The 13,824-nt window shown below is 41.5% G+C and carries 10 protein-coding genes and 1 pseudogene; 9 read left to right on the top strand and 2 right to left on the bottom strand.

Annotated features, from left to right (window positions below; all coding sequences use genetic code 11):
* The first annotated feature begins 122 nt into the window (after positions 1 to 122).
* The 6 genes from L2737_RS20000 (at position 123) to purF (ending at position 9,043) form a co-directional block, all read left to right on the top strand.
* A complete protein-coding gene (locus tag L2737_RS20000) occupies positions 123 to 3,905 on the top strand; it encodes a FimV/HubP family polar landmark protein (protein ID WP_248956898.1) in 3,783 nt (1,260 codons plus the stop codon).
* Between the two features lie 115 nt (positions 3,906 to 4,020).
* On the top strand, positions 4,021 to 4,806 hold the full coding sequence (truA, locus tag L2737_RS19995; RefSeq protein ID WP_102527174.1) for a tRNA pseudouridine(38-40) synthase TruA: 786 nt from the start codon (positions 4,021 to 4,023) through the stop codon (positions 4,804 to 4,806).
* A 128-nt stretch (positions 4,807 to 4,934) separates the two neighbouring features.
* Positions 4,935 to 6,239, top strand: coding sequence for a bifunctional tetrahydrofolate synthase/dihydrofolate synthase (gene folC / locus L2737_RS19990; protein WP_248956897.1), 1,305 nt, complete (start codon positions 4,935 to 4,937; stop codon positions 6,237 to 6,239).
* Positions 6,240 to 6,252: 13 nt separating this feature from the next.
* On the top strand, positions 6,253 to 6,894 hold the full coding sequence (dedD, locus tag L2737_RS19985; protein WP_102527172.1) for a cell division protein DedD: 642 nt from the start codon (positions 6,253 to 6,255) through the stop codon (positions 6,892 to 6,894).
* A gap of 115 nt (positions 6,895 to 7,009) precedes the next feature.
* On the top strand, positions 7,010 to 7,498 hold the full coding sequence (locus L2737_RS19980; protein WP_102527171.1) for a CvpA family protein: 489 nt from the start codon (positions 7,010 to 7,012) through the stop codon (positions 7,496 to 7,498).
* A 33-nt stretch (positions 7,499 to 7,531) separates the two neighbouring features.
* Positions 7,532 to 9,043, top strand: coding sequence for an amidophosphoribosyltransferase (gene purF, locus L2737_RS19975; RefSeq protein WP_102527170.1), 1,512 nt, complete (start codon positions 7,532 to 7,534; stop codon positions 9,041 to 9,043).
* A gap of 92 nt (positions 9,044 to 9,135) precedes the next feature.
* Here purF and L2737_RS22565 read toward each other — a convergent pair.
* Positions 9,136 to 9,321 (bottom strand): annotated as a pseudogene (locus tag L2737_RS22565) (hypothetical protein); the annotation flags it as partial.
* Between the two features lie 376 nt (positions 9,322 to 9,697).
* Between L2737_RS22565 and L2737_RS19960 the strand changes: the two are divergent.
* Both L2737_RS19960 and L2737_RS19955 read left to right on the top strand, forming a co-directional pair.
* Positions 9,698 to 9,943, top strand: a complete 246-nt coding sequence (locus tag L2737_RS19960; RefSeq protein ID WP_102527169.1) for a DUF2164 domain-containing protein — start codon at positions 9,698 to 9,700, stop codon at positions 9,941 to 9,943.
* Positions 9,944 to 10,061: 118 nt separating this feature from the next.
* On the top strand, positions 10,062 to 10,967 hold the full coding sequence (locus tag L2737_RS19955) for a dienelactone hydrolase family protein (protein ID WP_248956896.1): 906 nt from the start codon (positions 10,062 to 10,064) through the stop codon (positions 10,965 to 10,967).
* Positions 10,968 to 11,134: 167 nt separating this feature from the next.
* Here the strand turns inward: L2737_RS19955 and L2737_RS19950 are convergent, their stop codons facing one another.
* On the bottom strand, positions 11,135 to 11,317 hold the full coding sequence (locus L2737_RS19950; RefSeq protein ID WP_102527167.1) for a hypothetical protein: 183 nt from the start codon (positions 11,315 to 11,317) through the stop codon (positions 11,135 to 11,137).
* A gap of 413 nt (positions 11,318 to 11,730) precedes the next feature.
* Here L2737_RS19950 and L2737_RS19945 point away from each other — a divergent pair, with 413 nt between their 5' ends.
* Positions 11,731 to 13,761: a DNA topoisomerase III gene (locus L2737_RS19945; protein ID WP_248956895.1), complete on the top strand. Its 2,031-nt coding sequence runs from the start codon at positions 11,731 to 11,733 to the stop codon at positions 13,759 to 13,761.
* Positions 13,762 to 13,824 lie beyond the last annotated feature (63 nt).

Genomic DNA, 13,824 nt, shown 5'->3' with positions numbered 1-13,824 from the left:
TTTTACCGCTGTCAGCAGTAGCAGGGTGACTAAATCTGGTTTATAGTCTTAATTAATAAAAATAAATGACCTAAAGCCCGTTGTCATGAAGACAACTCGATTGCGCTCAAAGGGAAAGATTGATGATTTTTCGTACCTCTTATTTTGTTGGCATTATGGCCTGTGCATTGGCCGTTGTTTCTGCTTCTCATGTTATCGAGCCTGCTCATGCAGAAACGCTCAGAATTACTGGCCCTAATGGTGAAGTAAGTTCAGCGCCAACCCGTCAATATGGTCCAACAACATCTTCAGATACTTTTTGGAGCATTGCTCAAAAAGTCAGACCTAATCAAGATATCTCTGTTTACCAAGTGATGGCAGCATTGTTTGATGCGAACCCTCACGCTTTTAGTAGTAATAATTACAATTCATTAGAACGCGGGATGACGCTATTAGTGCCATCTGCAGATGTTATGGCGCAAATAAGCCGTGCTGACGCTAAAACTCGGGCTGAAAATAATGATAAACGCTTGCCTAATGCCAACCCGAGAACAACAGCAGCAACAATTCCTGCCACTAACAATCCAGCAGCGACAAACAACTCACCTTCAGTGCAAAAGCCGTTACAAATCGTGGCAGAAACTCAGCAACCAACTGCAGAAGAGCTTGCTAAACAAGCTGCTGAAGAAGTTCAGCCTCAAATTGATGAGCTAACGGTCAAGCTTGAAGATGAGCAAACTAAAGTGCTGTCACTGACCGATGAGTTAGCACGCTCAGAAGATATGTTGATGGTTAAAGATGCTGACAACACGGCATTAAAAGCAAAAATTCAAGAACTCACTTTGCAGCTATCTGCAATGCAAGAAGACTTTCAGTTACTGACTGAAAAACATCAAGCGTTAGAAGCATCACACCAGCAACTTATTGAGCAAAACAATAAACCTGAAGTAGTAGAAGAGCCGACTGACTTTTGGCGTTCGATTTCTGACAACATGATTTTATTGGCCGTTTTAGCTGCGTTGCCACTTATCGTTATTTTCTTAATTATATTTTGGTTAATGCGCCGTAAGAGTAAAGCGGCAACTGAACCAGAAACCGTTACAGCTCCTGTTGCTGAACAAGCTGTCACAGAGGTTCAGCCAGAAGTTGATGACATTGAAAACTTGGCTATCCATTTGGATGATGACGAGGCCGATGCTGACAATATTGATGATTTACTGGATTTAGACAGTGCAGCAACAGAAGAGTTAAGTCTTGATGACTCATCCGATGCTGATATGTATATCACTGAAGATGCAGAAACAACTGAGGAAGAAGCTGAAGGGACATCACTTGATGACCTTTGGGCTGAAGCCATGGAAGAGCAAGAGGAAGACCTACAGCCGCTTGAAGCGGATGAAGATGACCTTGATAGCCTACTTGAGGGACTTGATACCCCAGTTGAAGAAGCCGTATCTGAAAGTGTTGCCGATGAAGACGATTTAGACAGTTTATTGGCTGGGCTTGATGAGCCAGAAACTCGTTCAGATGAAGCGATTTCTGAAACAGAAGAGGCTATCGATCCACAAGATGATATTGACAGTCTTTTAGCTGATTTTGATGTGCCAGACGGTGATATAGCTTCTGAGCCCGATGCTGAAAAAGCAGCGGATACAGATCCACAAGATGATATTGACAGTCTTTTAGCTGGATTTGATGTGCCAGAAGACGATGTAGCTTCTGAGCCCGATGCTGAAAAAATAGCGGATACAGATCCACAAGATGATATTGACAGTCTTTTAGCTGGATTTGATGTGCCAGAAGACGATGTAGCTTCAGAGCCAGATGCTGAAAAAGCAGCGGATACAGATCCACAAGATGATATTGACAGTCTTTTAGCTGGATTTGATGTGCCAGAAGATGATGTAGCTTCTGAGCCAGATGCAGAAAAAGCAGCAGATACAGATCCACAAGATGATATTGACAGTCTTTTAGCTGGATTTGATGTGTCATCAAATGATGTAACTTCAGAGCCAGATGCAGAAAAAGCAGCGGATACAGATCCACAAGATGATATTGATAGCTTATTAGCTGATTTTGATTTGCCAGAAGACGATGTATCTGGTGAAGCGCCAGTGGAAACAGAAGCTGTAACTGAGACTAATGCTAATGCAGTAGCGGATGAAGATGATCTCGACGCTTTATTAGCATCTATCGATGCACCAACTGAAGAAGAACATGATTTCACAGCAGAGATTGCAGCTGAGTTAGAGGATGATGTTTCAGTTAGCCTAGATGAAACCGCCAATATTGATGAACTTATTGCTGAAGTTGATCCAGAAAAAGAATTTGCTCCACTGAGCAACGAAGGGCTTGATGTTGAGCAAGTACTGAGTGCAGAACTTGAGGAAATTGAATCAGAGCTTCATATTGAATCTGATAATGATGATATTGACTCGCTACTTTCTGAGCTTGAAAGCGCTTCTAGTGAAAACACAGAAGTAGAAAGTGTTGCTGTTGATGAATCAGATGTTGATGAGTTAGAGGCTAAAAGCTCAACCCTTGAAGCTGAATTGGCTGAAACTGAAGCAGATTCTAATGCCGATATCGACGACATTATTGCCGATATCGAAGCTGAAGATTCTCATCTTTCGGTTGCTAATGAACCAATTGCTAGTGAACCTATTGATAATGAATCTGTTAATAAAGAGTCTGTTAATAAAGAATCAATCAATGAAGATTCAGAATTAGGCTCTTTTGAGAATACTTCAGAACCCGAACCAGAACTTGATCCAGAGCAACAACTTGATTTATCTACGCAGAGCCCTGCGATAGCTGATGCGGATTTAGATGAGTTGCTGGCTGATTTAGATGTTAGTAATCTAGAGCAGACAGAGCTACAGGATGAAATATCGGCTGAATCTAGTGAACTTGAATTAGATGCAACAGAACTTAAGTTTGCCCCAGGCGATGAGTCAGCATTAGATATTCAAGATGATACTCAAGCAGCAACGCAAGCAGAGACTGATGAAGATCCGTTAGTGGCTGAGTTATTAGCTGCTGAGCAACAAGATCAACTGTCGCAGCAAAGCAATGATGAACAAGATTCTGATATCGATGAACTCGATGCTCTTTTAGCAGATTTTGACGTTGATAAAATCGCTGATGAAGAAGAGGCGTTATTTTCAAACGATGATGAAACGATTTCAGAACAAGATTTCGATACCATGCTGGCTGACCTTTCAACCACCAATGAATCCGATACAACTGAAGACAAAAGCATTAATGCGACTAACAGCGCATTAAATGTTGAAGAGCAACCTGACAGTGAACTCGTCGCTAAAGAGTCTGGTTTCTTCGATGATCTAAAGTCTAAAAAAACCGGTGCGCCAGGTATTGATTGGGAAGCAGATTTATTTCAACAAGCTTCTAATCACCCAGCAGCTGAGCAATCTGAAGCAATAAATAACGACGATGATAGCTATCAATTAGTTGATGATAACTTAACTGTCGATGAAGCATTGGCCGCTTTAGATGCTCAAGAAAGCCTTAAAGCGAAAGGTGGTAGCGAAGGCTTAGTCGGTCAAACTCCTGAAACCAGTCACGCAGCTGAGCCTTCAGAAGACATGCTGAATACCTTTGAGCAAGAAAATGGTTTCATCGATATCGACAAATTACTTAATGACGCAGACGAAGATGTTGAGTTGAGTGATCAATATAAAGATGTTGATGTAGATATGGGTGAAGTGAATGCACTCATAGGCAACGCCGAAATGATTGATGTTGACGATGAAGAAAATTCGGTTAATGCCAAATTAGACTTAGCTCGCGCTTATATTGAAATTGAAGACGAAGATGCAGCTAAAGCCATTTTAAAAGAAGTACAAATTGATGGTAATGAGCGCCAACAAACTGAAGCGGGTAAATTACTTAACGATATGAGCTAATATTCAACGAGTGTAGTGTGTTAAGTAAGCAACAAACATGATCAAACGGCGCAGCATGCATGCGCCGTTTTTTTTGTGCTAAAATGCGCGCTCTTTAAACTTGAGGGTTATTTCAATGCGTGTGGCGTTAGGTGTCGAATACGATGGTAGTCAATATTTCGGTTGGCAGCGACAGAAAGAAGTTACTTCTGTGCAAGCGAGAATCGAAGCTGCTTTATCATCAATAGCCAATGAACCAATTGAGATAATTTGTGCCGGTAGAACCGACTCTGGTGTTCATGGCACAGGTCAAGTTGTGCACTTTGATACGCAATCTACGCGTCAAATGTCGGCATGGACACTAGGCGTTAATGCCAAACTGCCTGATGACATTGCTATTCGCTGGGCAAAAGAGGTGGATGATACCTTTCATGCGCGTTTTTCTGCTACGGCACGTCGTTACCGTTATATTATTGATAACAGTGAATTTAGACCTGGCATTCTGCGTAATGGTTTAAGCCATTATCACTATGAACTTGACCATGAGTTAATGCATCAAGGCGCGCAGTTATTTGTGGGTGAGCATGACTTTACCAGCTTCCGTGCACTTCAATGTCAGGCCCACAGCCCAGTGAGAACCATTGAGTTCGTTAATGTAACTCGTCAAGGCAGGTTCATCATGATTGATATTAAAGCCAATGCTTTTTTACATCACATGGTGCGTAATATTGTTGGTACTTTGATTGAGATTGGTCAATCAAACCAAAAAGTGGAATGGGTTAATGAGCTGCTTGCATTAAAAGACCGCAAGTATGCCGCGCCAACATCAAAGCCTAATGGCCTTTATTTAGTTGATGTGACTTACCCTGAGCATTATGGGCTACCCAAACCACCTATGGGTCCATTGTTTATGCTGGATTGATTTTATTACTAAATTAACACTCGAATAAAACAGCTGCACGAATATATCCAGCACGAATATACTTAGCACGAATATACTTAGCTCGAATATAAATAGAACAAATAAGCATTGTTGCGTTAAGGAATAACATGGTTTCAGTGAATAGCAATCAAGCTATATCGGCCCCAGCAAAAGAGGCAAATTTGTTTCAATGGTTAGATTATTTACTTTCTATTCATCCAACTGAAATAGAAATGGGCTTAACGCGCGTCACTGAAGTGGCACAACGATTAGACCTGCTACACCTTAACTCAACGGTAATCACGGTTGCAGGCACAAACGGCAAAGGCACCACTTGTGCCATGATTGAGTCAGTGTTATTGCAAGCTGGTAAAACGGTTGGCGTGTATAGCTCGCCTCATTTAGTTCACTTCAATGAACGAGTACGTCTTAATCATAAAGATGTATCAGATGAGCAATTAATTGCCGCTTTCACAGCGATTGAACAAGCCAGAAGTCAGCCGCAACAAACAGAAATTTCATTAAGCTTTTTTGAATACGCCACACTTGCGGGTTTGTATATTTTTAAACAAGCGACACCTGATGTGGTGTTACTCGAAGTTGGCTTAGGCGGACGTTTAGACGCCACTAACATTATCGATGCCGATGCTTGTGTGATTACCTCAATTGATATCGACCATCAAGAGTACCTTGGTGATACCCGAGAACTCGTTGGCCGTGAAAAAGCAGGTGTCTTTAGACGTCATCGTTTAGCCGTTATTGGCGAGCCCGACGTACCGCATACGGTATTGGATTACGCAGCTGAAATTAGCGCGAATGTTTATCAGGTGAATAAAGACTTTAGTTATCATCTTAACGGTGATAAATGGCAATTTAGCGGTAAAAATGGCGCAATAAATTCACTCACTTTACCTAAGTTACCATTAGCCAATGCTGCTACGGCCATCGCTGTGATAGAACAAACTTGGCCTGAAATCAGTACAGCAGCTATCACTACAGGCATTGCCACAGCAAGGTTATCAGGCCGATTAGAACAAGTATCAGATTCGCCAAGAGTGTTAGTTGACGTTGCTCATAATCCCCATGCGGCAAAGTATTTAGCATCTCAATTGCAACAATATAAGCCGGCTCGCATTATTGCTTTGTGCGGCATGCTAAAAGATAAAGATGCATCAGCAGTGCTTACAGAGCTTAACGATACTGTGGATGAGTGGTACTTTACTAGCTTAGATGTTGAGCGCGGTTTAGATGCCAATACACTGGCAAGTTGCCTTGCAGCTAATAACGCAACCAATACAACTGCTGTGAAGGCATTTCAGTTTGATTCGATAGATCAAGCTTGGCAAAGTGTCAGTGCAAATATTACTGCAGATGATGTGGTAATTGTTTTTGGCTCATTTTACACTGTGGCTGGCTTTAGCAAAATTTTATAAAGGAAATAAACATTTGTCTGCTCAATTTCAAAACCGATTAGTGGGAACGGTTGTTATCGTAGCGCTTGGGGTGATTTTTTTACCTGACTTGCTCGATGGCAAAAAACAACGTGAAATCGAAGAGTTTACCGAAATTCCGCTGCGCCCAGTGATTAATGAGCAAACCAGCGATGTCATTGGCGAAGGCTACACACCTGAAACATTTGAAGTGGAAGAAATTGCCCAAACTCAAGACTTAGGAGCCTCTGAAGATTCGTCTGAAAAAGTCACTCCAGCTGCCACTACTGCCTCTGATAGAACGTCCTCAGATAAAAATGCATCAACGAGTGCCAAAGCAGCATCTGCGACATCAACACCTGTACAAGTCGCTAAAGCAAAGCCAGAAGTTAAAAAAGTCGAGCCTATTAAAGCGGGTTATACCTTACAACTTGGCGGCTTTAATAATGCTAAAAATGTTGAAGAGTTAGTCAAAAAACTCAGACAAAATGGTTTTACCGCATATACCTTGCCAGCTAAACCGATAGATGGCTCGCTAACAAAGGTATTCGTAGGGCCTGAACTTTCTGCTGAAAAACTCAAAACATACCAGAAAAAAATCAATAAACTAAATGGTCTTCAAGGCAAAATTGTTCAATACAATCCCCTAGAAAACTAACTATTCACTATTGTTTGGTACAGCGCAAAGTCAATTTATCTAGCAGTTGGTGAGAAAGTTTTCTGTCTCTGTTAGAATCGCGCCGTCTTAACATCTATACCGGATCCCCATCTCAATGGTTTGGATTGATTACGCTATTCTCATCGTCATCGGCTTATCAACTGTCATCAGTTTGATCCGCGGATTTGCCAAAGAAGCCATGTCTTTAGTGGTATGGTTCGCTGCCTTCTTTATTGCCAGCCAATTCTATCAAGACTTAGCCGTTCATTTAACCCAAATGAACGATGAAATGACCCGCAATGGTGTTGCCATCGCCGTGTTATTTGTCGCCACGCTTATCTTGGGCGCATTAGTTAATTATTTATTAGGTCAACTGGTTTCTAAAACCGGTTTATCAGGCACCGATCGAGTCTTAGGCTTGTGTTTCGGTGCGCTTCGCGGGGCATTAATTGTCAGCGCTATCTTATTTTTTCTGGATGCTTTTACTGGTTCACCAAGTCAAGACTGGTGGAAAGAGTCAGAACTTGTACCCCAATTTGGTGTCGTTATTCAGTGGTTTTTTGACTACTTGGAAAACACATCTAGCTTTGTACCCAAAATATAAATATAAAACATCTTACAATGAGGAAGCTTACCCATGTGTGGTATCGTCGGAATAGTTGGTCAGTCATCGGTTAATCAAACCATTTATGATGCATTGACCGTGCTTCAGCACCGTGGTCAAGATGCAGCAGGTATTGTGACTGTTGACAAGAGTGCGTTTCGTTTACGTAAGGCAAATGGATTAGTTAAAGACGTTTTCGAAGTGAAACATATGCAGCGCCTGCAAGGCAAAGCAGGTATTGGACACGTTCGTTATCCAACTGCGGGTAGCTCAAGTGCTTCAGAAGCGCAGCCGTTTTATGTTAATTCACCGTTTGGTATTTCATTAGCCCATAACGGTAACTTAACCAATACAGTTGAGTTAGCTGAAAGCTTAGTGAAAAAACGTCGTCATGTTAACACCACCTCAGATTCTGAAGTGTTATTAAACCTACTTGCTGATGAGCTTCAAGAGACTCGCAGTTTAACCTTAAGTGCCGATGAAGTATTTGACGCTGTTGCTAAAGTGCACGCGCAAACTCGTGGTGCTTACGCCGTAGCTGCAATGATCATTGGTCAAGGCTTAGTGGCATTTCGCGACCCATTTGGCATTCGTCCGTTAGTGTTAGGTAAGCATGAAACACCAACGGGTACTGAATACATGGTGGCATCAGAAAGTGTTGCATTAGACGCTGTTGGCTTTGAAGTCATGCGTGATGTTGCACCTGGTGAAGCGATTTATATTTCATTAGATGGTCAGCTATTTACTCGCCAATGTGCAGTAGACCCAAGCTATGCACCGTGTATCTTCGAGTTCGTATATTTTGCTCGTCCAGATTCTGCGATGGATAAAATTTCAGTTTACGGCAGTCGCGTAAACATGGGCGCAAAACTAGGCGCTAAAATTCAAAAAGAATGGGAAGATCATGACATTGACGTGGTTATTCCAATTCCTGAAACCTCATGTGATATCGCATTAGAAATCGCACGTTGTATGGAACTTCCTTACCGTCAAGGTTTCGTGAAGAACCGTTACATTGGCCGTACGTTCATCATGCCAGGTCAACAAGAGCGTAAGAAGTCAGTACGTCGTAAACTCAACGCCATTAATACTGAGTTTAAAGGTAAAAACGTATTGTTAGTCGATGACTCTATCGTACGTGGTACCACTTCAGAGCAGATTATTGAAATGGCACGTGAAGCTGGAGCGAAGAAAGTGTACTTTGCTTCAGCAGCACCTGAAATTCGTTTCCCTAACGTGTACGGTATTGATATGCCAACGACCAATGAGCTCATTGCTCACGGCCGTGATGCTGACGAGATTGCAAAAATCATCGGCGCTGATGGCATTATCTTCCAGGACTTAACTGACTTGGTCGATGCAGTAGGCATGGAAAACCCTGAAATTAAGCGTTTTGAAACATCAGTATTCGATGGCCAATACATCACAAACGATGTTGACCAAGCTTACTTAGACCACTTAACGCAGTTACGTAATGATGACGCGAAAGCGAATAGCAAAGACATCGGCACTAACTTAGAAATGCATAACGTCTGTCATCCTTAATTTGTTATGACAGTTTGTGTGTTAAAAGCCAGCAAAAGCTGGCTTTTTTGTTTTTGAATAATGTAAAAACAACAGACCCTTGATTGTAAATAATTAGGGCCTGTTGATCTTTCAAGGTTGTTTTTGCAACGAGTTGTTGGCCATTTGTACAAGGCAGAGACTTTGTGGTGTAGTTATTCTACATAAAAAGTCGATAACGCAGTAAATATGACCAACAAAGGCTGCCCGAAGGGTTCGACTAAAAGCGTTTTACTCTTTGTTGGATGAATTTTTGTCAATAAAAGGGGCTTAGATGATTAGGGCCTGTTGATCTTTCAAGGTTGTTTTTGAAGCGAATTGTTGGCCATTCTATGTATCAAGGGCGCAAGGCAGAGACTTTGTGGTGTAGTTATTCTACATAAAAAGTCGATAACGCAGTAAAAATGACCAACAAACGCTGCCCGAAGGGTTCGACTAAAAGCGTTTTACTCTTTGTTGGATGCATCTTTGCCAATAAAAGGGGCTTAGATGACTAGGCATCAACTCATCCGCCTCGATTAAAACGCTTTTACTTCGAACAAAATTTAACCAGCAAAGATCAACAGGCCCTAGGGCTAAGCAGTTTAATTTGTTAATTTACGCTGATAATTAAGATGTGTACGGAGAGCCAAGCAGATGTCTAAAATTGAGTTTACTGCAGAACAGCGCGAACTGATGGTGCAAAAAATTCAAACCTATTTTGAAGATGAACTAGACCAAGATTTAGGTCAGTTCGATGCCGAATTTTTATTGGATTTCTTTGCCAGTAATATTGGTGCGCACTTTTATAACCGTGGCTTACATGATGCACGAGCCATATTCGAAGCTCGTATCGAGACCATTGATGAAGATATATACGGTATTGAGAAAGATATAAAATAGCTTCTCAAGTAAATCAATCATTTACTATTTGTACGACAAACTATTTACATTGTGCTTCTCCTCCCCTAGGTTAGTCAAAGAAACTCAATTTTAAATGATTCAAAATGGAGGAAAGACAATGTCTCAGCCACAAAGAAATGATATCCCACAAGAAGCATTTGACTGGTATGACGAATATGCCCACGGTGGCATGGATCGTCGAACCTTCATGAAGAAACTAGGTACCTTAGTCGCTGTCGGTTACTCCATGACTGTACTGACTTCTGCATTACTACCCAATTACGCGCTAGCAGAGCAAGTATCATTTAATGATGCAGATATCAAAGCCACCTATGAGACATTTGACTCACCACAGGGATACGGCAAAGGCCAAGGGTATTTGGTTGTTCCCACTAATGTTGATTCAAGCAAAGCTGCAGTTTCTTTACCTGTGGTGTTAGTCATACACGAAAACCGAGGCTTAAACCCTTACGTTAAAGATGTTGCACGCCGTTTAGCCAAAGCAGGCTTTATCGCCTTCGCCCCTGATGCACTTTATCCACTGGGTGGATACCCAGGTAATGATGATGAAGGCCGAGCGATGCAAAAATCTATGGATCGCGATAAAATCCAACAAGATTTTGTCGCTGCAGCAAAGTTTTTAAAATCTCATGAAAACAGTAATGGAAAACTCGGCGCTGTAGGTTTTTGTTTTGGTGGCTATATCGTCAATTATCTTGCTGCAGTCGAATCTGATTTGCTTACCGCTGGCGTGCCTTTTTATGGAACACCCGCTAAGAAAGAACTCCGAGAAAATATTAAAGCCTCATTGATGGTACAACTTGGTGAAGAAGATGAACGGGTTAATAAATCTTGGCCAGATTATGAAGCTGACTTAAAGCGGTTAAATGTGCCATACCAAATGCACATGTATAAGAATGCCAAGCATGGATTTCATAATGATTCTACATCACGCTTTGATGAAGCGAATGCAAAGCTTGCTTGGGACAGAACCATTGCATTTTTTAATCAAGAATTGGCTTAAGTCGCACTTGATGGCTCACTGAAATGTGGTGATGACAAGACATAAAAAAGCAGTGCAAGCACTGCTTTTTTTTATGCCATTGACTTAAGTGTTAACGCAAAGGCGTAAGTCTTTAATCCTGATAGATGTAATACGTGTTAATTCACTCTTTAAGCTATCACCGACATTTAAAATACGCAGGTGAGCATATCCACAAGCTCAGTTTCAGTTGTTGGCATTTTAGCGAGCTCAATCATTTCAGGCGAACCGCCATTTAGCATATAAGCACTGGTTGTTAAGTGGTCATGGTGAAACCATTTACCGTTAACACAAACGTCGGTATAGCACTTCTCACATTGCTTCAATTCCATAACGGGCTCCTGACCTCATTTTCTGCGTTAACTAAAACTATCTCAAGAATTTGTTCGCAATCATGATCTGGATCAACTTTATTCCAGCTTTAATCAAGCAGGGGAAGATGATTTGATTGTTTAAAGAGGCTAAATAAGTCAATTGTATGGCTATTGGAGCTAATTTATATTGTTTATAAATCGATTATGAAAATTTACTACAATAATTGGCGCGCGTCAGCGCGAGAGTTAGTTAGATTTGCTTTATAAATGTTATCTGGTGTTCGACACGAGTTATTTATATTCATTTATTGTTTTCGATAAATTATTTCTTGAATGACTATTAAAATGCACTGTAATTATATACAGTAAACTAATTCTGATGAAAAAGCCTGCTTAAAAGTGCTTTAACGATTTTTGATGGTTTGAACTAAATGATCCTTTATATTGCCGAAAAACCTAGCTTAGGTCGTGCCATAGCCGATGTATTACCTAAGCCTCACAAAAAAGGTGATGGTTACATCATGACAGCCAATGGTGATTGCGTGTCTTGGTGCGTGGGACATTTATTAGAACAAGCAGAACCCGACGCTTATGATCCCGCTTATAAGTCGTGGCAATTAGCTCACTTGCCAATAGTGCCACAGCAATGGAAGTTAAAACCTAAATCAAAAACACGCTCTCAGCTAAGCACATTAAAAAAACTGATAAAACAGGCATCAAGTCTGGTTAACGCAGGCGATCCTGATAGAGAAGGGCAATTACTGGTTGATGAAGTGATATCCTATTCTGGTATTAAAGCCGATAAGATTAGCCAAACTCAGCGGCTACTCATCAGCGATTTAAACCCCTCTGCAGTGAAAAGAGCATTAAACCAAATGCGCAGCAATAAAGAGTTTGTGCCGCTTTCAACTTCAGCGCTGGCGCGTAGTCGCGCTGATTGGTTATACGGCATGAATATGACTCGTGCATATACCATTCAAGGTAGAAAGGTCGGTTATCAAGGGGTTTTGTCGGTCGGTCGGGTACAGACGCCAGTGCTTGGTTTAGTTGTTAGACGTGACGAAGAAATTGCTCATTTTGTGCCAAAACCGTTTTACGATGTGTTAGCTCATCTTATCACTCAAGAAAATCAAACCTTTACGGCTAAATGGAAACCCAGTGAAGCCTGTCAGCCCTACATGGATGAAGAAGGGCGAGTGCTGGCTAAAGGGCTTGCTGAAAATGTGGTTGGCCGTATCACTAATCAACCTGCTGAAGTCACAAAACTGGAAGCTAAGAGTAAACGTCAAAACCCACCATTACCTTACAGTTTATCTGCGTTGCAAATCGACGCTGCAAAGCGTTTTGGGATGAGTGCCAAGGACGTGTTAGATACGTGTCAAAGCTTGTATGAACGCCATAAACTGATTACTTACCCACGTTCTGATAGCCGTTATTTGCCGGTTGAGCAACATGGTTTAGCGCCGCAAGTTATTAATGCAATATCCAAAAATGATCCGTCACTAACCGCAAAAGCGGATTCACCAAATAGCAAACTTAAATCCAAAGCGTGGGATGACAAAAAAGTCGATGCTCATCACGCGATTGTACCAACAGAAAAAGTCACTAATTTGGCCAATTTATCCAGTAAAGAAGCCAAGTTATATTCACATATTGCCAGGCAATATTTAGCCCAGTTCTATAAGGCTTACTTATACGATGAAACTCAGGTAGAAGTGACTATTGCAGGCGGTTTGTTTACCACCAAGGCCAAGCAAGAAACCTCGTTAGGTTGGAAACAGCTGTTTGCTGCAAGCGATACGACTAAAAAGGATGATGATGAACTGGCGACCTTACCAGCACTCACTCAAGGTCAGTCGTTACATTGCACTCAGGGTGAGCTTCTTGAAAAGGTGACTCAACCGCCTAAGCATTTCACTGATGCGACGTTATTGGGTGCGATGACGGGTATCAACCGCTTTGTGACCAACAAAGACGTTAAAAAAATCCTTAAAGATACTGATGGCTTAGGCACTGAGGCCACCCGTGCGGGGATTATTGAATTACTGTTTAAACGCGGTTATTTGCAGCGCCAAGGTAAATCGATTGTAGCAACTCCTGTGGGTATTGGTCTGGTCAACTCATTACCAGAGTCAGCCACAACACCGGATATGACCGCATTATGGGAAAGTAGCCTGGATGCCATTAGTCAAAAGCAATTACGCTATGATGCATTTATGTCTCCTTTGCTAAACCAGTTGAATGACTTGATTACTCAAGCAGCGAATCAATTACCTAGTGCTCTGTCAGGTGTCACAGGCCCTGGTTATAAAAAGCGTCGCAGCAGTAGTTCAAGAGGCAGTAGTTCAAAAGGTAGTAGTACAAAAAGCAGTGGTTATAAAAGAAAAGCGTCTTCTTCCTCTTCTGGCAATAAAACGATAAAAAATACCACTAAGCGAGTATCGAAAAAAACCGCTAATTAGCTTAAATTAACTTATTCAATCGGAAGTATGTGTTTAGTTAAATTATTACTCCTGAGCTTAAAT

The organism is Shewanella electrodiphila (assembly GCF_023283985.1).
In the GTDB taxonomy this organism is placed as follows: Bacteria; Pseudomonadota; Gammaproteobacteria; order Enterobacterales; family Shewanellaceae; genus Shewanella; species Shewanella electrodiphila.
The sequence above is the reverse complement of the archived record's forward strand: the minus strand, read 5'-3'. Positions and strand labels throughout refer to the sequence as shown.

Excerpts from the sequence above, each read along its gene's own strand:
- L2737_RS20000 (WP_248956898.1), top strand. The coding sequence starts at position 123 with ATGATTTTTCGTACCTCTTATTTTGTTGGCATTATGGCCTGTGCATTG.
- truA (WP_102527174.1), top strand. The coding sequence starts at position 4,021 with ATGCGTGTGGCGTTAGGTGTCGAATACGATGGTAGTCAATATTTCGGT.
- folC (WP_248956897.1), top strand. The coding sequence starts at position 4,935 with ATGGTTTCAGTGAATAGCAATCAAGCTATATCGGCCCCAGCAAAAGAG.
- L2737_RS19980 (WP_102527171.1), top strand. The coding sequence starts at position 7,010 with ATGGTTTGGATTGATTACGCTATTCTCATCGTCATCGGCTTATCAACT.
- purF (WP_102527170.1), top strand. The coding sequence starts at position 7,532 with ATGTGTGGTATCGTCGGAATAGTTGGTCAGTCATCGGTTAATCAAACC.
- L2737_RS19960 (WP_102527169.1), top strand. The coding sequence starts at position 9,698 with ATGTCTAAAATTGAGTTTACTGCAGAACAGCGCGAACTGATGGTGCAA.
- L2737_RS19955 (WP_248956896.1), top strand. The coding sequence starts at position 10,062 with ATGTCTCAGCCACAAAGAAATGATATCCCACAAGAAGCATTTGACTGG.
- L2737_RS19950 (WP_102527167.1), bottom strand. The coding sequence starts at position 11,317 with ATGGAATTGAAGCAATGTGAGAAGTGCTATACCGACGTTTGTGTTAAC.
- L2737_RS19945 (WP_248956895.1), top strand. The coding sequence starts at position 11,731 with ATGATCCTTTATATTGCCGAAAAACCTAGCTTAGGTCGTGCCATAGCC.